The organism is Cloacibacillus sp. (genome assembly GCF_020860125.1).
Classification (GTDB): domain Bacteria; phylum Synergistota; class Synergistia; order Synergistales; family Synergistaceae; genus Cloacibacillus.
This window is the reverse complement of the sequence record NZ_JAJBUX010000079.1, coordinates 1-18,535: the sequence shown is the minus strand read 5'-3', so window position 1 is coordinate 18,535 and position 18,535 is coordinate 1. Positions and strand designations below refer to the sequence as shown.

The window sequence follows — 18,535 nt, the reverse complement described above, 5'->3', positions numbered from 1 at the left end:
CCCCACCGAACATGATAACTGATCGACACCTCCCCCATTATATCATTTCGTATTGTGTTAGAGAGCTATAATGTTGTAGTATCTTACCTCTCCCCAACAGATATTATAGCATTTCGGAGTGTGGTAGAGAGCTATAACCTCGGTGGTATAGCGGCCTGCTTCATGGAGATTATAGCATTTCGGAGTGTGGCAGAGAGCTATAACTTGGAACAGGAGGGCGAACGATGGAGACTAATTATAGCATTTCGGAGTGTGGCAAAAATACTATGACCTTACACATGTGAAGCACCATCATATAATTTTTGCTTGACAGGTATATATATACCTGATATAGTACATGTCATTGAGATAGAATAGATACGCGAGGCGCGCGGCGGGGCTTCTTCTACAGATTAGCCGCCTGAAATGGCGGCAACCGGCTCGCCAGAGCCGGCCTAGCATGGCCTTGAGCCCGTCTGACACAGGCTCGCCGAAATTTTTCCTCACGTATCGTTTTTTACAAATATAGATGCGAGGCGCGCGTTTGGCCTCCTTCGAAATCAGTGCCTAATGAACGCTGCAGGCCGAACGGAAAGTATTTCCTCGCATCTTTTGATTAAAGCAAATTGGCGCGAGGCGCCCGGTGGGATTTCTTCGATATACAGTCTTGTAAACTGTTTAAAACGGTTTTGAAACCGGGGAAAAGTGACATTCGTCTCTTTTCACAATCTCACCGTAAATTTCCTCGCGCTTTTTATATCACACTCGCCAGGGAGGCGGAAAAAATGGGACATGCGCTTGATGTATTGAAAAAGGTTTTTAACGGGAATGCGGAGTCATATCCATGCTTCCGCCGCGACTGGCGCGAGGAGTATCTTCAGATGCTCCTCACCAACACAATATCAAATATCTTTTACGCCTCTGAAGAGGCTTGTCGCGACAGAGCCCTTGAGCTGCATGTATTCGCCGCCGACGAGGATCCCGAGTTTATGGCGCGCGCCCTTGTCTTCGCACGCTGCGAAGGCTTTATGCGCCTGCAGCCGCTCGTAGGTCTGGCGGTGCTTTCGCTGGCCTCGCCGAGCCTTTTTAAGCTGGCGTTCGGCCATGTAGTGCAAATCATCCCCGACCTCGTAGAATTTACGCTTGCGCTTGAATCTTTCGGACGAGGGCAGGGAGGGCGCATGGTGAAACGCGAGGCGGCTCGAAAGCTGCTTGCCGTCGACGAGTACGCGGCGCTGAAATATGCGGGCACGGGACGCGGTTATGGGCTGCGCGACCTGCTCCGAGTCTACCATCCAAGAGCAGTCGATAAAAAAACTCAGACCATCTTCAAATACATCACAAACGGCTTTGATGCCGAAGGGCTGGAGCGCGGGCTTATTCCGCAGATCGCCGCCTTTGAAAAATTCAAGGCCGCGGCCATCGCCGGAGACAGCGCTTCCGCCATACAGGCGATAGAAGAGGGACAACTGCCCTACAACATCGTCACAGGCGCCGCTCAATCAATGAGCGCCGGGCTATGGGGCGCGCTGCTTCCGTCTATGCCTCTTTTCGCGCTGCTGCGTCATCTGGAGACTCTGGAGCGCGCGGGAGTCCTCAACGACCCGGCGGCGGTGGATTTTATCCGCGGACGATTCTCAGACCCTGGGGCGATTCGCAGGGCGAAGATACTGCCATTCCGTTTTGCACAGGCTTGGAAAATGTCTTCGCGCGACACAATCAGGCATACGCTGGAGCGCGCGGCGGAGCTCTCGCTGGAAAATCTCCCATCCGTCGAAGGGGCGACGGCGGTGCTGCTTGACGTGTCCGGCTCGATGAGAGGGCAGTTCCTCATGGCCGGCGGCGTGCTCGCCATCTCGACAGTCAGGAAGACAAACGGCAACGGTGTATTTATCATCTTCGACACAGAGGCTGTGGCATGTGAGATAGATGATAAGATGCCAATACTTGAGACCGCGGCGGCCATTCCGAGCGGCGGCGGAACGGATACAGGCGCTCCGCTGAGACTCATGACGTGGATGCGGAGTTTTGCCGACAATATCGTCATAATAACCGACGAACAGCAAAACACCGGCTCGCCCTTCCATCAGGAACTCGCAAGATACCGCGCTGAAATCAATCCGAAGGCCCGTACATTCGTCGTCAACGTAGCCGCTTATGGAGACGCGATGATCCCCTCCTCCGACCCACTGACCACATACTGCTACGGTTGGTCAGACCAAATAGTGTCATTCATAGCGAGAACCTCGTCAGGCTACGCCAATCTTATCGACGAAGTAGCGGCGATCGACCTCTGCTCAGCAGGCGGAGAGCTCCGTTAAGGGACGGTCTAAATGCCGAATCAATACGCTCCTGACTCCGCACAGCTTCTTATTAGACTCCCCGAAGAGATGAAACGAAAACTCTACCGGGCTGTCGAGCGGCTGAACGCAGAAAATCCCGGAGCGCAATATTCGGCTAACTCTGTCGTCCGCGCCCTCATCGAAAATTTCATCAGCGATGAAAACTGCGGCAAAATAAAAAAATAACCAAGACAATAAAGGAAAAATACTATGAAGATCAAAGGTAAATTCAACACGGCCATTGTATTTGCGGAGATCGTTGACGATTTCGCCATTGGGCAGATCACCGAGCTCTGCGGTCAGGAGGCTTTCGCTGGGGCGAAGATCAGGATCATGCCCGATGTCCACGCCGGCGCCGGCTGCACCATCGGCACCACAATGACCGTGACAGACCGGCTGGTGCCAAACCTCGTCGGCGTTGACATCGGCTGCGGCATGCTCGCTGTGGATGTAACGGGCGATATGGATTGGGAAAAACTCGACGCCGTAATCCGCGCAAAGGTGCCATGCGGCTTTGACGTCCATGAAGAGAGGCGAAAACTCCCCGAACTGGACAAACTGCGCTGCCGTGACAACGTTGATATAAACAGGGCACAGAAATCTATAGGCACCCTTGGCGGCGGCAACCACTTCATAGAGGTGGAGAAAAAAGATGACGGCGGCTTTATGCTCGTCGTCCACACAGGTTCGCGAAACCTTGGCAAACAGGCGGCCGAGCACTATCAGCAGCTTGCCGTACAGGAGTGTGCCACAGGTTTTGCGGACAGGAACGAGCTTGTTGAGGCGATAAAGAAAAAAGATGCCTCGGTTCCGGAGATGATCGGCGAGACGATCCGCCAGATGGATAAAGCGGCAAGGCACTACAAGGCGCGCACCCTGGCCTTTCTGGATAGGGAGCGCGGACACGCCTACGGAGACTATCTGAATGATATGGAGATCATCCAGCGGTTCGCGGTGATGAACCGGTCGGAGATCGCGCAGGCAATCATAAGCGGTATGGGATGGTCTGCCGGAGAGAGCTTTGAGACGATCCACAACTATATAGACCTTGAAGATATGATCCTGCGCAAAGGGGCGGTCTCCGCCAAAGCCGGGGAGAAACTTCTTATACCGATGAACATGCGCGATGGAAGCCTCATCTGTATCGGCAAAGGCTGTTCCGAGTGGAACTTCTCCGCTCCCCACGGTGCCGGGCGGATCATGTCACGCGCGCAGGCGAGGGCGAGATGCAGCCTGCGGGATTTTCAGGAATCCATGGCCAATGTCTGGACGAGCACGGCAAATATCGAAACTATAGACGAGTGTCCGCAGGCATACAAGCCGGTGAGCGCAATAACAGACTGCGTCGGCGATACCGTCAGCGTGACAGGGCGGGGCATCCCCGTCTACAACTTCAAGGCAGCGGAGGAATCGCTGTCCTGGCGAAAGAAGAAGGAAAAGGGGTAGCGGCGCGTTAAGAAAAATCGCGCCACGTCACAACCACGCGAAAGTAAAAATCCACGAGAAGAGAAGAAGCTGCTCGTCACTGAAATTATATTTCTACCGTCGCTGAACGACGCCGTTTTAGCTTCAGATTCTAAAAATCCAGCACAAAATCCCGGCCTGATTCTTCAAAGCGACGGGATTTTGTCATAAAACAAAAAAACCTGAGACGATTCAAAATCTCTCTCAGGTTTAATTCACAGCTTTCCGGCAGTACGTTGATTTAGTCTTATATTCAACCCTTCAGACAACCGCGGTCAATTTAGGGTTCTGTTTTCAGACAATCCTATTATGACAATCTCTCTATCACGCCTTCCCCTGCGCCTTCAGATATTCCAGGCTGTGGTTGTACATATACTCCATCGGCGGCTCGATACCGAGCCAGAGGCGCATCTGCTCCGCCGCCTGATAGGTGTTCATCCAGAGGCCTGAGAGGGTCCGGCAGCCGCGGGCCGCGGCCTCGCGCAGCAACTTCGTCTCCACCGGCACGTAGACGACGTCGGCCACTATGTGGTGCGGCTTAAGGAGGTCAGGGTCGAAGAGTATCTCGTCGACCTTCGGGTACATTCCCACCTTCGTCGCGTGGATTATCACGTCGTACCTTTCAAGCGCCGCCGCGATGCTCTTCTCCGTCATCTCGCCGATGGTGCAGACGAAGGGGAAGTGCCGGTCGACATGGTCGAAGAGGGTCTCGGCGCAGAAATAATCCTTCGCGATACAGAGCGACTTGATGTCCTTTGCCCCCTCCATCGCGAGGGCGCAGGCAATCGCCGTCCCCGCGCCGCCCGCCCCGAGAATGAGATAGTTATGGTCGGGGATCTCAAGCCCAAGCTGCTTTTGAAGCGAGAGGACGAAACCGGTACCGTCCGTGTTGTGGCCGATCTTTTTGCCCTCCTCGAAGACTATCGTGTTGACGACCTCCGTGAAGCGCGCCGAATCCGCCAGTCCGTCGAGGTATTTATGCACCTGCGTCTTGAAGGGCATCGTCACGCCAGAACCGGCGTAGTGAAAATTTTCAAGATTTGCCACCACCGGCTCGAGCTGGTCCATTGAAAGCTCGAGCGGCACATAGAGCGCGTCGATCCCCAGCTTCTGGTAGACGCTGTTGTGCATGAAGGGGGCCGCGCTCTGCCCCAGCGGGTTGCCAAGCAGGCCGAAAAACTTCGTATTTACCGAGCTGTTGAATATTTCCTGTTTATCCATCTTGATTACATCTCCTTATATTAGAGTAGCGCAAGGCTTATCGCCGGTATAAATGTGATCAGCAGCAGCGAGACGAAGAAGGCAACGATGAAGGGAATCGCCTTTCTCGCGATCGTCACCACCGAGATGCCCGTCATCGAGCTGGCGACGAAGAGGTTGATGCCCATCGGCGGCGTCACGAAACCGATCGCGAGGTTGACGACCATGATGATGCCGAAGTGGATGGGGTCCACGCCTATCTGCTTTACAAGCGGCAGCAGAATCGGCGTCAGTATCAGGATCGCGGGCGAGGTGTCGATCACCATGCCGACGACGAGCAGAAAGAGGTTTATCACAATAAGGATGCCTATCTTCGAGCTCACGAGGCCGGTGATCATCATCGCGATCGTCTGCGGCGCCTGCATGATCGTGAGGACGCGTCCGAAGGCCATCGCGCCGGCGAGGATGAAGGTTATCGGACCGTAGGTGACCACTGCCTCGACAAAGGCCGAGACGACATCCTTGAAGGTCATCGTCTTATAGACGAAGCAGCAGACGATGAGGGCGTAGACCACGGAGACGCAGGCCGCCTCGGTGGGGGTCGTCACGCCGCCGTAGATGCCTCCGAGGATGATGACCGGGGTCATGAGCGCCCAGAAGCTCTTGGAGAAGATATGCCAGAGGCCGTTCTTACGCAGCTCATAGCAGTACGCGGCGAGCTTTTCCTTGTCTTCCCCATGCTTCCAGCAATAGTAGCAGGCGTAGGCCATAAGGCAGAAGCCGATGAGCAGCCCGGGAAGAATACCGGCGATGAACATCGCGCCCACCGACACCCCCGACGAGAGGCCGTAAAGGATGAAGGGGATCGACGGCGGGATGATGACGCCAAGGCCGCCGGCGGTGGCGACGAGCGCCGTCACAAAGGTCTTGTCATATCCGAGGCTGACGAGAAGCGGGATCGACATCGCGCCGATCGCGGCGACCGTCGCGGGGCCGGAGCCCGATATCGCGCCGTAAAAGAGGCAGGTGACGACGACCGCGCAGGGCAGGCCGCCCGTCTTGTCTCCCGCGAAGTAGGAGAACATATTGAAGAGCTTGTCCGAGACGCCGCCCCTGGCCATGATAATACCCGACAGGACAAAGAGCGGGACCGCGATAAACGGTGTGGAGTCAACGCCGCCGACCATCTGGCGGACGATAAATTCGATCTTGGCGGGGAACATCGGGTTGAGAAAGTGCGGGACCATCGCCGAAATTCCCATCGTGATGCCGATGGGGACGGTCACGGCGAGGCAAATAGCAAATACCGCAAATACATATCCTAACATCTTATCCTACCTCACGTTCCTGAGTTCGGCGGCGTTTATAAAAACCTGCTGCGCGCACCTGACGATCCCCAGAGCAAAGCCGACGACGGACGATCCGTAGATGATCCACATGGGAACGAGCAGCGCGGGGCTTGTCTGTCCGTTATTGATGAGCGTCTTTGTCACGCCTACGGCTCCCTTAAGCCAATAGGCGAGAACCGCGATTATAAAAACGTTTACAAGTATCAGCAGCACCTTGCATGCTTTTTCCGAGAGCACCGTGAGCAGGATGCCGATGCGGATGGAGCTTTGGCGCTTGATGCATAGGCCGATGCTTATGAAAGCCGACCATATAAAGAAAAACCTTGTGATCTCCTCGGCCCATGAGGGAGAATCATTGAAGACGTAGCGCATGATGACCGAGTATGAGATGATCGCCGTGATGAGAAAGAGCAGTATGGCCATTATCGTCTCTTCCAAATGATCATTTACCCACTTGAGCATTCCATTTCCTCCTTGTTCTTTTCCCGTCCGTTCTCTCCGGCGCCGGATCCAAAGAGAGCCGGAAGCTTGCCGAAAAATCAGCTGACTTCCGGCCCCCTGTCAGGTCTGGCAAATTTTATCCGCGAGGGATAATCCTATTTTGAGGCTTCCTTCACCGCGTTCTGGAGTTTTTTCACAAGATCAGCCCCGACCACCTTGCTGATATTGTCATAGACGGGCTTTGACTTCGCCTGCATCTCTCCCAGCAGCTTCTCGCTGAGCTCTATTATCTGAACGTTGTTCTTCTTGAGGATAGCCACTCGGTCGGCGTGGCGCTTATCGGCCTGCTCTCGGCCCCAGACGATGACCTCGCGCGCCGCGTCGCGGACAAGCTTCTGCTCCTCCGGCGTGAGCTGGTCATAGATGTTTTTGCTCATGATGATCGTGATCGTATGGAAAAGGTGGTTTGTATCTATCACATACTTCTGCACCTCGTAGAGCTTCGTCGCGACGATGACCTCATAGGGATTTTCCTGTCCGGTCACCGTACCCTGCTGCAGCGCGAGATAAAGCTCGCTGAAGGGGAGCGGCGTGGGATTCGCGCCGAGCGACTGCCAATACTGGACATGATACTTATTCTCCATCGTGCGGAGCTTGAGCCCTTTAAAGTCCTCTATCTTGTTGATCGCCTTGTTCGAGGAGAGTACGCGGAAGCCCTGATCTCCGAAACCGAGCATAACGATCCCGGCCTTCGCGTATTCGGGTTCGATATCCTTCTGAAACTTATCAAGCGCGGCGCGCGCCACCTTTTTGTTCAGGAAGAGGTTCGGAAGATCAAAGACGGCGGCCTTCGGCACAAAATTGACCTGCGGGGCGGTGTTCTGCACCACGAAGGCGAGCTCGCCGTTCTGGCAGCTCTGGGTAATCTCACGGTCGGAGCCAAGCTGTGAGTTCGGGAACGCCGCAACCTTAAAGGCTCCCTTTGACTTCGCCTCAAGCACCTCTTTAAGTTTCTGCGTCATGAGTCCCGTTACGGTGTCATCCGTGGAGTCGTTCGCAATGGCAAATTCTTTCGGAGCGGCCGTCGCCGCCGCCGCAAACAGCATGATACATAATACCACGGTAAGTGTTGTAAACTTTTTCATCTATTACACTCTCCTTTTTTTATCCGCCCCACTCCTGGGGTACGGTTATAGCCAACTATTCAGTTCCATTAAATGGAAAAGTTATCTAATTACCGGAAACATCTATACAATACCGCCTATTGGAAGTCCTGTCAATATACCAAATATAAAACAATATATTTTTATCTCATCAAAAATTCTTTTAAAGCTAATAAAAAGGTCATATTTTTCATTCAAGTATTAGAAATAACAAAATATACCTTCTATAAATAGGGAAAAATTCACCCCGCCTATTTTTCTCTTGAGTTTAAAAAATATATAGGTTTGATAACAGAATGCCAATTATGATAAAATATATCATTATACATATCAGAGATACTACAATCCATAAGAGGTGACCGAATATGCTCACAGTATACGGCAGTATGCAGTGTCCAAAGACCGTCAAGATCCTCGGCGGCTGCCGGGAAGAGGGAATAGAGACCGAGTACAGGGATATCTCCGACTCCCTGAAGCATCTATGGGAGTTTGTCGTCATACGCGACGGCGAAGAGACGCTGGCAGCCGCGAAAAAGAACAGGAGGCTCGGCATCCCCTGCGTTATCTTTGAAAACGGCGCTATGTTCGACGGCGGCGAGGAGCCCTTCGACTTCAACGCGGTCATGAGGCGGATCAGGGAGAATATATAAAAAAGACCGGCAGACATTCCTCAGTCTGCCGGTCTTTATATATTCGGCGCGGATTCGCGGGCGGAGGCTTCAGAGCCTCTCGCCGTTCTGTTTGAAGAGGTCCACGATCACCGAGAAGTGGCCGCCGATACAACCGAGGGCCTTTTTCACGTCGGAGTTCCAGAGCGCATCGATAAGTTCTTTGTGTTCCCCAAGGATGATATCGGGCTCGCGGCGCGGATATATCAAGTGCATGACGAGGCGCGTCATATCTTCGCGTATCTTCTGCCACATCAGGTTCAGCGTCGAGAGATTCATAAACTGGATTATCGTTGTGTGAAACTCCATATCGTACTTCATAAAATCGATCGGAGAATCCTTCGCGGCCTCCATCTCGTTATAGACCGCCGCCAGCTGCCCGGCGAGCACCTGTGGTTTGCCCTCCTCGATGATCTTCCTGATCGCGAAGGGCTCTATCATCTCGCGCAGCGTAAAAAGCTCGAGAATCTTTGCTATCGTTATCTCGGAAACGACGGCGCGGCGGCGCTCCTCCCAGTCCACCCAGCCCTCCTGCGAAAGACGCTTCAGCGCCTCGCGCACCGGCGTGCGGCTGACGCCGAACTCATCGGCGATCGAACGCTCCATGAGAATGCTGCCCGGCATAAAATCGCCGTTTATTATCTTGTCCTTGATGGCCTCGTAAACGGAGCTGGAGAGATTCTGCTCCTTTTTATGCCCGTTATCGTTCGGAGTAAGCCCAGTCATCACAACACACCCTCGTCAATATAATGCACGCCGCCTGCGTGAAATTAAATATACTGTACCCGCAATGCTATATCTTTGATATTTACGGGATACCGCCTATCAAAATATATTATCATATTTCGTATACTTCCACGGCAGTTTTATCTCACACCACAAAAAATAACGGCATCCCAAATCATAAATTGACACCACAACAACCCCGATGGCGGATATGCCCAAATACATACCGTGCAGACACTACGCCACATGCCGCCGGAACCCGGCGGCGCTATATAATTCCAGCTTTTCGGAGTCTGACGTCATTTGCCGTTAAAAACGCCGTTCATATCTTGACGCCATATATTTTTTCATCGTGCCGAATTTTACCAGATAGAGCTCGTCGAAATACTCCTCTTTGTTCTCCCAGCCCCAATGTATATATTTTGAGAAATCAAAGAGAGACTTAGGATCTCCGTCTTTTATGATATCGATCATCTGTTTATGCTCACGCCAGAAAACCCTTTCCCATTTCAAATTTATATTCAAATCTTTGGCGGGAAAGTCGAGAATCAGGTCTCTGTACTTTAATATGGCGGCTTTAAGAGCCTGATTAGGGCATTCGTTGATCATCAGCAGGTGAAAATCGATATTTTTCGCATAACACATCGACGTATCTTCATTGTCAAGCTTTGACGAGACCTCATTCACTATCGACGTCATACCTTCCAGGGCGTTGTCCCTTATACTGTAAAAGGCGGCCTCCAAAGCCGACGATTCCAACGAACCCGCGATTTCGTTCAATTCAATCAGCTCTTCAAAGGGCCTGTCTCTTACGACGACGCCTTTACAGGGAATGATGCTGACTATGCCCTCGGCCTCCAGCTGGATCATGCAGTCGCGGAAGGGCGTTTTGCTGATCCCCAGCGTCTCCAGGATCTCCTTCTGGTTTATCGTCTCGCCCCGCCTGATCTCGCCGGAATTCAATTTCTCTTTTATAAAAGCATATAACTGCTTGCGCATACTTTCATTGCGAATGAGTTCCAAAAAAACACCTCTTTGCCTCTTGCTAAAATTTCAACAATAGTATAACATGTTTGTGCAATACGTAGCGTGCGGAATGCCGCACATCAGTAATTGTACTACATAATTTCTATCAGTTCACACAAAAAAAGGAGGCAGTCAGGATGGAGGTTTCTTTGGATATCTCTAAAATCACTGAGGCTAAGAGGATACGGCAGGTCCGCCTGGGCGCGGCCCCCGTAACACTCAAGGAGTTTGTCGCCGTCGCACGCTTTGGCGCGAAGGTAAGTTTTTCACAGGAGTACCTGGAGCAGGTGACGCGCTCCCGGCAGCTCGCGGAAAAATTTCTCGCGGAAAACCGTAAGGTTTACGGCCTCACGACCGGATTTGGCGACAATGTGCGCAAAATCATCCCCCAGGAACAGGCGGTGGAGCTTCAGGTCAATATTTTACGTTCGCACTCAGTTTCCGTCGGGGAGCCGCTGAAAAAGGAGTGCGTGAGAGCGATCTGGCTGATGCAGCTTCTGAGCCTTGGAAAGGGATATTCGGGGATCAGGCCGGAGACGCTTTCGCTTATCGCCGAATGTTTGAACAACGATGTTACGCCCTATGTGCCGCAGGACGGCTCCGTGCAGTATTTGGCGATAGAGGGCCAGATCAACCTCATCCTCATGGGCGAGGGCAGGGCGTGGCATAACGGACGCCTGATGAGCGGTGCGGAGGCGCTGGCGGAGATCGGGCAAAAGCCCTGGACACCGGCTCCCAAAGAGGGGCTCTGCCTGACAAACGGAGCGAACGCCGCTACCGGCGTCAGTGCGCTGGCTCTGTATGACAACCTGATCGCGGCGCAGACCGCGGACGTCGCGGCGGCGATGGCCTTCGAAGCCTTCCGCGGCACGATCCTCGCCTGTGACGAGCGCCTGCATTCGCTGAAAAAACACCCTGAGCAGGCAAACTGCGCGGCCAACATCCGCGCTATGCTCTCAGACAGCGCGATCATGAAAAAATATATCCACGCCAAGGTACAGGACGCCTATATTTTACGCTGCATCCCGCAGATGCACAGAGCGTCCAAACGCTTTATAAAGGACTGCGCCGCGAATATTCTTGAAGAGATGGCCTCGTGCAGCGATAACCCCGTGCTGTTCCCAGAAGGCGGCGACGGCACCGCGCTGATGGGAGCCAATTTTGATTCCACCTTCGCGAGCGGCAGCGCTGATATTCTCTGTATGGCGGCGGCAAACCTCGCGAAGTTCTCGGAACGCAGAACGGACCGCCTGACTAACAGGTATCTGAATCAGACCTACCCCGCGTTCCTCGCCGAAAGGCCCGGCGTAGACAACTGCTACATGATAGTCCAGTATACGGCGGCGGCGCTGGTGGGCGAGATACGCTCTCTCAGCGCTCCGGCGACGGCAGACAGCGTCCCCACCTGCGCGAACTGGGAAGATCCCGTCAGCATGGGCTGGTGGGCGGCGAGAAAATCGCTGATGGTCGCTAAAAAGCTGCACTACGTGCTGGGCATAGAGCTGATGGCGATGACCCGCGCCTTCGACCTGCTGCAAAAGGAGGAGGATGGCTTCGCGAGCGCGACGAAGGCCGTCCACGATAAAATCAGAGAGGTCGTCCCCCCGGTGGAAAAGGACCGCTATTTCGGCCCCGACATTGAAAGCACCGCTACGCTGGTATCCGACGGGACGATCATCGAAACCGCGGAAAAAATTGCCGGAACCTTGGCGCTTTAGAAAAATGCCGGTCAATTCAGTTTATCAACTAAATCACTAACGCGTAATCAGGCAATCGGGTGCGCCGTCCGTCAAACGGGCCGCCGGCACAGAAAGCAAAACGCCGGAGCCATGAACGGGAACCGCCCTGGATACGGACGGCACACATGACCGACGGTTATTAAAAAACGGAAGGGAGAGACTCAACATGTCAACAAAAGAAACTTTCAGCAACAAATTATCTTTTATCTTCTCCGCGCTTGGCTGCGCCGTGGGCTGCGGCAATATCTGGAGGTTTCCCTATCTAGTCGGTAAATACGGCGGCGGCATCTTCCTGCTGATGTACCTCGTCATACTATTCGCCATCGCCTGCCCCTTGCTGACAATGGAATTTTCACTTGGAAGGCTTACGCGCAAAGAGCCAATTGCGGCCTACCAGGAGGTCTCTAAAACAAAGGGCTGGGGTATCACCGGTTTTTTGGGGATAGCCGTGTCGTTCTGCTGGCTGGCCTATCTGACTCCGATATTCGGCATTCTGGTTGGGTATTTGTTCAAATTCATGACCGGCTCCTTCGACGGTATGTCGCCCACTGAGATAGCGAACAGCTATGAGGTCTACAGAACTCAGGGCAACCTCATAGCGGCGCAGTCGATGATCCTGCTCGTGATCATCGCCGCCGCGCTACTCAAGGGGGTCAGAAAGGGACTTGAAAGACTTAATAATATATGTATGCCCTCGCTGATCATCATTCTGATCCTGCTTTGTATACGTTCATTGACATTACCCGGCGTCGGGGCTGGGCTTGATTTTTATCTGAGACCAGACTTTTCAAAATTTACGGCCGAAGCGCTGATCGCCGCTCTGGGACAGGCGCTCTTCTCCGTCGGCGTAGGCGTCGGCTGCGGCATCGTCTTTGGCAGTTACCTGCCTGACGACAAAACTAATCTCTCTAAAAACAGCATCGTCGTCTGTTTGGGAGACACGGCGATCGCCTTCTGCGCCGGGCTGATGATCTTCCCGAGCATCTTCTCCTTTGGGCTTGAACCCAGCGCGGGGTCGGGACTGCTCTTCATCACGCTTCCCAACGTCTTTGTGCAGCTGCCGTGGGGAAACCTCATCGCTGTTCTGACCGTCCTGCTATTCATGCTCGCCATGCTGACTTCACAGATAGCCTGCCTCGAGACGCTGGTCTGTTTCGCTACCGAACGTTTTAAAATTTCACGTTCGCGCTCGCTTGCGGTGATCGTCCCCATTATGGCGGCGCTCGCCTGGCTGAACTCAGTTTCGACAGTCTCTTTCGATTGGTTTGACTGGGTGACATCCTATGTCTTCCTAAACGGCGGCGCGCTGATAAGCTCCATCTTCTTCGGCTGGGTATGGGGGCCGGAGAGGGCGCTCAACGCCGCCGGAATAACCTCCCATCGGGAGATATGGGCCTTTGCGATAAAATATGTCGTTCCCGCAGCGCTGCTCGTTATCAATATTACAAGCCTCTGCACATTGTAAATAAAAGTATGGCTCTCCGTTCCGTCTCGTCGGCAAAATGATACGCGGCGGAGAGCTTTGTTCAAGTTATATCCCATTCTACAGAGATGAGGAATCCGGTATGAATAAATATGATTTTGTCGGGGAATCCTTCAGCATAAACGACGCGGCCGCGAAGGCGACGGGGGCGATGAAATTCGCCTCGGATATAAACCTGTACAGAGAACTCCATTTGAAATTGATTTTGAGCGAAGCCGGCCACGCTCTAATAAAAAATATAGACGTCTCCGAGGCCGAAAAGGTCAGCGGCTACCGGGCCATATTCAGCTATAAAGATTACCAGGGGAAAAAATTCAACAGTTACAGGACGTTTCCCGATCAGCCGGACTGCCCGGAAGACAGGTACATTTTTACGGACAAAGCCCGCTTCGTTGGAGATATCATCGCGGTCGTCGCCTGCGAGACAAAGGCCGCGGCGGAGAGAGCGGCAAGGCTGGTGAAGGTTGAATATGAAGAACTGCCGGTAATGGCCTCCCCCGCCGAGAGCCTGAGAGACGGCGCCGCGCCGATACACGAGGGCGGCAACCTGATCGAAGAATTTGAAAGGGTCCGCGAGGGGAAGCAATTCGCCACCGGCGCGGAGGAGGCCTTCAGGGTCACGACCGACATACGGACACAGAAGATGAACCACGTCGCCATGGAGACACATTCTTATCTGGCCGACTGGAACGCGCAGGACGGGGTCACCATCTGGACTCCCACGCAGGGCATCTACGGTATACGCACGGTGGTCGCCGATATGCTGGGCCTGCCATATTCCAAAGTCCGTGTCGTAAAGGTCCCGATGGGGGGATCTTTTGGGGGAAAGCAGGAATTTATCTATGAACCGCTCGTCGCTTTCGTGGCCAAAAAGCTGGAGCGCCCCGTCAAACTCCATCTTACGCGGCGCGAAAGTATGATCGCGACAATAAACAGGACGGACTGCGCCACGAAAATAACGACCGCCTTCGACGCCGGCGGGCGTATACTTTCCTGCGAAGTCGACAACCTTGTCGATTCTGGGGCCTACTGCAGTTCAGGACTTGATTTCGCCCATGCCGTCAGCGGTAAGATACCGCGCCTTTACCGTTGTCCGCTGTACAGACATCGCGGCAGGGTCTGTTATTCGAATTCCCCCATCGCGGGCGGAATGCGCGGCTGGGGCAGCCCCGAGATCATGACGGCGCTGGAGCTGCATATGGATGACGCCGCGCGCAAGCTCAAGACAGACCCCGTCGAACTGCGGCTCAAAAATGTGGTCGAGGCCGGCGACGTCGATATCTGCAACGGCATTTCGCTGGGTAGTGCGCAGATTAAAAGATGCCTCAGGGAGGGCGCGGAGGCATTTCGCTGGAAGGAGCGGTTTGCCGCGCCTCACGGACAGGGCCGCTTTCGCCGCGGGGTGGGAATCGCCTGCGGCGCGCATAAGAACGGCATCTTCTCCGGCTCACCAGACCTTAGCGGCATGACGCTGAGTATTAACGAGGACGGCACCGTCAACCTGCGGACCTCGGTACACGACGTCGGCTGCGGCACTGTACGCTCAATGCAGATCATCCTCGCAGAGGTGCTGCGTATGGACCCAGACCTCATCTTCGTCACGGAGGGCGACACCAAATTCACGCCTTATGACTGCGGAACCTACGGCAGCAGAACCACCTACGTCGCCGGCGCCTGCGCTAAAGAGACCGCGGAAAAATTTAAAGAGCTGATGCTCAGGACCGCCTCCAAGCTGCTCGGCATTCCCGCGTCGAGCCTTACGCTGCGTGATGGGCGCGTGGCCGTCACGGACGCCGCGGCCGGCGGCATAAACTACAGGGAACTTGCAGCAAGGGCGATCAACGAGCTAAGTACGGAGATGATTCTCACCAATTCCTATAGAAGCGATTCCAACCCCGGCTCTTACGCGGTAAATTTCGCGGAGGCCGAGGTGGACACCCTCACGGGGCTGGTAAAGATCACCGATTTCCTCTCCGTCAACGATATCGGCCAGGCGATCAACAGGCAGATGGTATTCAACCAGATCGGCGGCGGCGTGCAGATGGCGGCCGGGTTCGCCCTCTGCGAAGATTTGGGAATAAATTCAAAGGGCTTCCCTACAAAAGATTCCCTTAAAAAATACAACACTCTCAATGCAGTCGATATGCCGGCGGTCAAGGCTATCCTCGTTGAGGAGGGCGGCGATAAGGGCCCCTTCGGGGCAAAAAGCATCGGTGAGATTTCCACCGTTCCGGGGGCGGCCGCCATCGTGAACGCGGTCAACAACGCGCTGGGTACGTCGATCAGAGAGCTTCCGCTCACTTCGGAACGCATAGTGGAAGCCTTCAGGCTGATAAAGGGGTGATGCTCGATGTTGATAAAATTTGAGTTAAACGGCAAAAGATACGAGATGGAGGCCGACCCGGCGGCGAGGCTGCTGGATTTCCTGCGCGACGAGATGGGACTTACCGGCGCTAAAGAGGGCTGCGGCGAGGGCGAATGCGGCACATGCACCGTCATCGTGGACAAGAGGGCCGTCCACTCCTGCCTGATGCTCACCGGACAGATAGACGGCAGGTCGCTGCTTACGGTGGAGGGGCTCGCAGAGAGCGACGGCAGCCTTTCACCGCTGCAGAAGGCCTTTATCAAACACGGCGCGATACAGTGCGGCTACTGCACGCCCGGCATGTTGATGTCCGCCGCTGCCCTGCTCTATGAAAATCCCGACCCTACGGAAGAAGATATACGGACCGCCATCGCGGGCAACCTCTGCCGCTGCGGCGACTACAGCGCGATCTCGCGCGCCGTCAAAGAGGCGGCCGCGGTGCTTCGGAGCGCTAAGGAGGAGGCGTGCCCCAATGAATAACATAAAGATGTACAGCCCCCGGTCTTTAGAGGAACTTACCGCGGCCTTATCCAAGGCGACGGAACGGAGCAGGATAATTGCCGGCGGCACCGACCTTACGATCGCAATACACGAGGGAGAGGCCTGTCCGGATATCCTTATCGACGTCAGCCGTACGGCGGCAATGTGCGATATCGCCGAATATGAGGAAGAGGATAAAATTACGATCGGAGGCGCCGTAACTTTCACAGAAATGGAGAACGACCCGCTAATCAAAAAATATTTTTTCTCTCTCCAAAGCGCGGCGTCAGGTGTAGGGTCGAAACAGATACGCAACTGCGGAACGATTGGAGGCAACCTCGCAAACGCTTCGCCGGCGGGAGACATGATGCCGCCGCTGGCGGCCCTGGATGCGAGAGTCGTGATCATAAACGCGAAGGGCGAAGAGACGCGCCGGACCGTAAAAGAGATCGTCTCCCCGGAAAGCCCCGCAAAGCTTAAGTTTGACGAGGCCATTATCCGCATAGAGATCCCCAAACCTCGTGAGGGTAACGTCAATCTGTTCGCCAAGCTGGGATCGCGCAGGGCCGTATCCATCGCCCGTCTAAGCGCCGCGCTCAGCGCGGAATTTCACAACGGCGTGATCACGGCCCCTGTCGTGATACTGGGGGCCCTGGGTAAGGCTCCCGTCGATGCGCGGATATCCGCCTCCGCAATAGACGGCGTCCTCCTTACAGAGAAGACAAAAATCCGTTTCGCCGAAGCGATGACAAAAGAGGTCGATCTGGCAATTCCCGGACGCTATTCGCAGCCGTACAAACGAGAGGCGGTAAAGGGGCTGGCGCTCGACCTGCTTTCGCCGCTGTCCTGCCCTGGCATAAATTAAATTAAACGGGGGCCGCCTTTTCTTCCGGAAAGCCCCGCGGCCTCTTATATTTTTGTATGATTTTGGCGGCAGGGATTTCAGAACAAGACCTCCACGAGAATAAAAACAGCGGCGCATACCGGCACCCGTAGCCTTTGTACTTATCATCACGCACACAATGGTATATAATCCCACGGTACGGGAATAAAAAATCTCTCTCCCGTATTTCTGCCGCAGCGCAGAGGGATTGGAGTGTTATGCCGTGGGAACGGCTTTGGAGCGCGCTTTCGCCTCGATTTTTATAATAGCCCTCGGATATTTTCTGAAACGCGTCGGCCTCTTCGGTAAGGATGATTATGACGTGGCGGCGAAGATCTGCATGAACGTCACGCTGCCCGCGGCTATCATCACCGGCTTCGGGAGCTATGAGCAGGATTATTCCCTCTTTATCGTCGTTCTGCTCGGGGCGCTCTGCAATGCGGCGATGATCGCCGCCGCCTGGTTCATCACCGCGCGCTCCGCGAGGAAGGAACGTATCTTTCAGCTCTTTGCCCTGCCTGGATATCAGATCGGCACCTTCACGCTGCCCTATATCGGCGGCATACTCGGCCCCTACGGCATACTGGTCACCTGTATGTTCGACATAGGGAACGCGCTCTTCGCCTGCGGCGGCACCTACGCGATCGTATCGGCCTCCCCCGCCGTGGAGGGCGCGGAGAGGCTGCCGGTCAAAGAGCTCATAAAAAGAGTCTTTTCCACCGTTCCCTTTTTGATTTACATCATCGCCATGGCATGGGTCTCCCTCGGCCTCACCGTTCCCGGATGGCTGCTCGTCCTCGCGGCGCCGATCGGCGCGGCCAACGCCTTCGTGGCTATGTTCATGATCGGAATGATGATCGAGATACGGCTGGGGCGCGGAGAACTGGCGGCGGCCTCCGCGACGCTCGCCATACGCTATGCCGTCTCGGCGGCGCTGGCGCTGTTTTTATATTTCTGCACGCCCTTTTCGCTGGTGATACGCCAGGTGCTGGCGCTCGTCGTTTTCTCGTCCGTCTCCGCGCTCGCGCCGATATTCACCGCCCGCTGCGGCGGGGATATCGGCCTGGCAGGCTTCGCCGGTTCCATATCCATCATCCTGAGCATCGCCGCGATGACTGTATGTATGATGCTGATGGGGATTTGATTCTTAATTTACAAAGGGCCGCTTAGCGGCGGATTTACGCGGTAAGCGGCCCTTTACGGTCTTTATTTATTTAGGCTGGGGAA

At 54.5% G+C, this 18,535-nt stretch carries 16 protein-coding genes; 10 read left to right on the top strand and 6 right to left on the bottom strand.

Going from position 1 to position 18,535, the window contains the following annotated elements; genetic code table 11:
• The first annotated feature begins 764 nt into the window (after positions 1-764).
• Genes LIO98_RS10550 through LIO98_RS10540 form a run of 3 tightly spaced genes read left to right on the top strand, consistent with a single transcriptional unit; the run spans position 765 to position 3,767 of the window.
• Positions 765-2,300, top strand: a complete 1,536-nt coding sequence (locus tag LIO98_RS10550; RefSeq protein ID WP_291956655.1) for a TROVE domain-containing protein — start codon at positions 765-767, stop codon at positions 2,298-2,300.
• Positions 2,301-2,312: 12 nt separating this feature from the next.
• Entirely contained in the window at positions 2,313-2,507 is a 195-nt protein-coding gene (locus LIO98_RS10545) for a hypothetical protein (protein ID WP_291956653.1), read from the top strand.
• 24 nt (positions 2,508-2,531) lie between these two features.
• Positions 2,532-3,767 carry an RtcB family protein gene (locus LIO98_RS10540; RefSeq protein WP_291956651.1) on the top strand — a complete coding sequence of 412 codons (1,236 nt, stop codon included), beginning with the start codon at positions 2,532-2,534 and terminating at the stop codon, positions 3,765-3,767.
• Positions 3,768-4,109: 342 nt separating this feature from the next.
• Here the strand turns inward: LIO98_RS10540 and aroE are convergent, their stop codons facing one another.
• The 4 genes from aroE to LIO98_RS10520 all read right to left on the bottom strand — a co-directional run bounded on the left by aroE (position 4,110) and on the right by LIO98_RS10520 (position 7,920).
• Entirely contained in the window at positions 4,110-5,006 is an 897-nt protein-coding gene (aroE, locus tag LIO98_RS10535) for a shikimate dehydrogenase (protein WP_291956649.1), read from the bottom strand.
• A gap of 20 nt (positions 5,007-5,026) precedes the next feature.
• Positions 5,027-6,313 (bottom strand): TRAP transporter large permease subunit, encoded by a 1,287-nt coding sequence (locus LIO98_RS10530; protein WP_291956647.1) that lies wholly within the window; start codon positions 6,311-6,313, stop codon positions 5,027-5,029.
• Between the two features lie 6 nt (positions 6,314-6,319).
• Positions 6,320-6,796, bottom strand: coding sequence for a TRAP transporter small permease (locus tag LIO98_RS10525; RefSeq protein WP_291956645.1), 477 nt, complete (start codon positions 6,794-6,796; stop codon positions 6,320-6,322).
• A 134-nt stretch (positions 6,797-6,930) separates the two neighbouring features.
• Entirely contained in the window at positions 6,931-7,920 is a 990-nt protein-coding gene (locus tag LIO98_RS10520) for a TRAP transporter substrate-binding protein (RefSeq protein WP_291956643.1), read from the bottom strand.
• Positions 7,921-8,303: 383 nt separating this feature from the next.
• On the opposite strand from LIO98_RS10520, the gene LIO98_RS10515 reads away from it, so the two are divergent.
• Positions 8,304-8,588 carry a hypothetical protein gene (locus LIO98_RS10515; protein WP_291956641.1) on the top strand — a complete coding sequence of 95 codons (285 nt, stop codon included), beginning with the start codon at positions 8,304-8,306 and terminating at the stop codon, positions 8,586-8,588.
• Between the two features lie 69 nt (positions 8,589-8,657).
• Here the strand turns inward: LIO98_RS10515 and LIO98_RS10510 are convergent, their stop codons facing one another.
• Together LIO98_RS10510 and LIO98_RS10505 are read right to left on the bottom strand one after the other, a co-directional pair.
• Complete coding sequence (locus LIO98_RS10510; protein WP_291956657.1) at positions 8,658-9,332, bottom strand: GntR family transcriptional regulator; 675 nt, start codon at positions 9,330-9,332, stop codon at positions 8,658-8,660.
• Between the two features lie 309 nt (positions 9,333-9,641).
• Positions 9,642-10,355, bottom strand: coding sequence for a GntR family transcriptional regulator (locus LIO98_RS10505; RefSeq protein ID WP_291956639.1), 714 nt, complete (start codon positions 10,353-10,355; stop codon positions 9,642-9,644).
• A 140-nt stretch (positions 10,356-10,495) separates the two neighbouring features.
• Here LIO98_RS10505 and LIO98_RS10500 point away from each other — a divergent pair, with 140 nt between their 5' ends.
• The 6 genes from LIO98_RS10500 (at position 10,496) to LIO98_RS10475 (ending at position 18,452) form a co-directional block, all read left to right on the top strand.
• Positions 10,496-12,076, top strand: coding sequence for an aromatic amino acid ammonia-lyase (locus tag LIO98_RS10500; protein ID WP_291956637.1), 1,581 nt, complete (start codon positions 10,496-10,498; stop codon positions 12,074-12,076).
• A 187-nt stretch (positions 12,077-12,263) separates the two neighbouring features.
• A complete protein-coding gene (locus LIO98_RS10495; protein WP_291956635.1) occupies positions 12,264-13,562 on the top strand; it encodes a sodium-dependent transporter in 1,299 nt (432 codons plus the stop codon).
• Between the two features lie 100 nt (positions 13,563-13,662).
• Positions 13,663-15,924: a molybdopterin cofactor-binding domain-containing protein gene (locus tag LIO98_RS10490; RefSeq protein ID WP_291956633.1), complete on the top strand. Its 2,262-nt coding sequence runs from the start codon at positions 13,663-13,665 to the stop codon at positions 15,922-15,924.
• A gap of 6 nt (positions 15,925-15,930) precedes the next feature.
• Positions 15,931-16,425, top strand: a complete 495-nt coding sequence (locus LIO98_RS10485; protein WP_291956631.1) for a (2Fe-2S)-binding protein — start codon at positions 15,931-15,933, stop codon at positions 16,423-16,425.
• On the top strand, positions 16,418-17,290 hold the full coding sequence (locus LIO98_RS10480; protein ID WP_291956629.1) for an FAD binding domain-containing protein: 873 nt from the start codon (positions 16,418-16,420) through the stop codon (positions 17,288-17,290). Before LIO98_RS10485 ends, LIO98_RS10480 begins: the two co-directional genes overlap by 8 nt.
• Positions 17,291-17,531: 241 nt before the next feature.
• Positions 17,532-18,452 carry a hypothetical protein gene (locus LIO98_RS10475; RefSeq protein WP_291956627.1) on the top strand — a complete coding sequence of 307 codons (921 nt, stop codon included), beginning with the start codon at positions 17,532-17,534 and terminating at the stop codon, positions 18,450-18,452.
• Positions 18,453-18,535 lie beyond the last annotated feature (83 nt).

Bases quoted from the DNA above. Each gene is read 5' to 3' on its own strand.
- LIO98_RS10495 (WP_291956635.1), top strand. From the start codon at position 12,264: ATGTCAACAAAAGAAACTTTCAGCAACAAATTATCTTTTATCTTCTCC.
- LIO98_RS10490 (WP_291956633.1), top strand. From the start codon at position 13,663: ATGAATAAATATGATTTTGTCGGGGAATCCTTCAGCATAAACGACGCG.
- LIO98_RS10520 (WP_291956643.1), bottom strand. From the start codon at position 7,920: ATGAAAAAGTTTACAACACTTACCGTGGTATTATGTATCATGCTGTTT.
- LIO98_RS10480 (WP_291956629.1), top strand. From the start codon at position 16,418: ATGAATAACATAAAGATGTACAGCCCCCGGTCTTTAGAGGAACTTACC.
- aroE (WP_291956649.1), bottom strand. From the start codon at position 5,006: ATGGATAAACAGGAAATATTCAACAGCTCGGTAAATACGAAGTTTTTC.
- LIO98_RS10525 (WP_291956645.1), bottom strand. From the start codon at position 6,796: ATGCTCAAGTGGGTAAATGATCATTTGGAAGAGACGATAATGGCCATA.
- LIO98_RS10510 (WP_291956657.1), bottom strand. From the start codon at position 9,332: ATGACTGGGCTTACTCCGAACGATAACGGGCATAAAAAGGAGCAGAAT.
- LIO98_RS10485 (WP_291956631.1), top strand. From the start codon at position 15,931: ATGTTGATAAAATTTGAGTTAAACGGCAAAAGATACGAGATGGAGGCC.
- LIO98_RS10540 (WP_291956651.1), top strand. From the start codon at position 2,532: ATGAAGATCAAAGGTAAATTCAACACGGCCATTGTATTTGCGGAGATC.
- LIO98_RS10550 (WP_291956655.1), top strand. From the start codon at position 765: ATGGGACATGCGCTTGATGTATTGAAAAAGGTTTTTAACGGGAATGCG.
- LIO98_RS10515 (WP_291956641.1), top strand. From the start codon at position 8,304: ATGCTCACAGTATACGGCAGTATGCAGTGTCCAAAGACCGTCAAGATC.
- LIO98_RS10500 (WP_291956637.1), top strand. From the start codon at position 10,496: ATGGAGGTTTCTTTGGATATCTCTAAAATCACTGAGGCTAAGAGGATA.
- LIO98_RS10545 (WP_291956653.1), top strand. From the start codon at position 2,313: ATGCCGAATCAATACGCTCCTGACTCCGCACAGCTTCTTATTAGACTC.
- LIO98_RS10530 (WP_291956647.1), bottom strand. From the start codon at position 6,313: ATGTTAGGATATGTATTTGCGGTATTTGCTATTTGCCTCGCCGTGACC.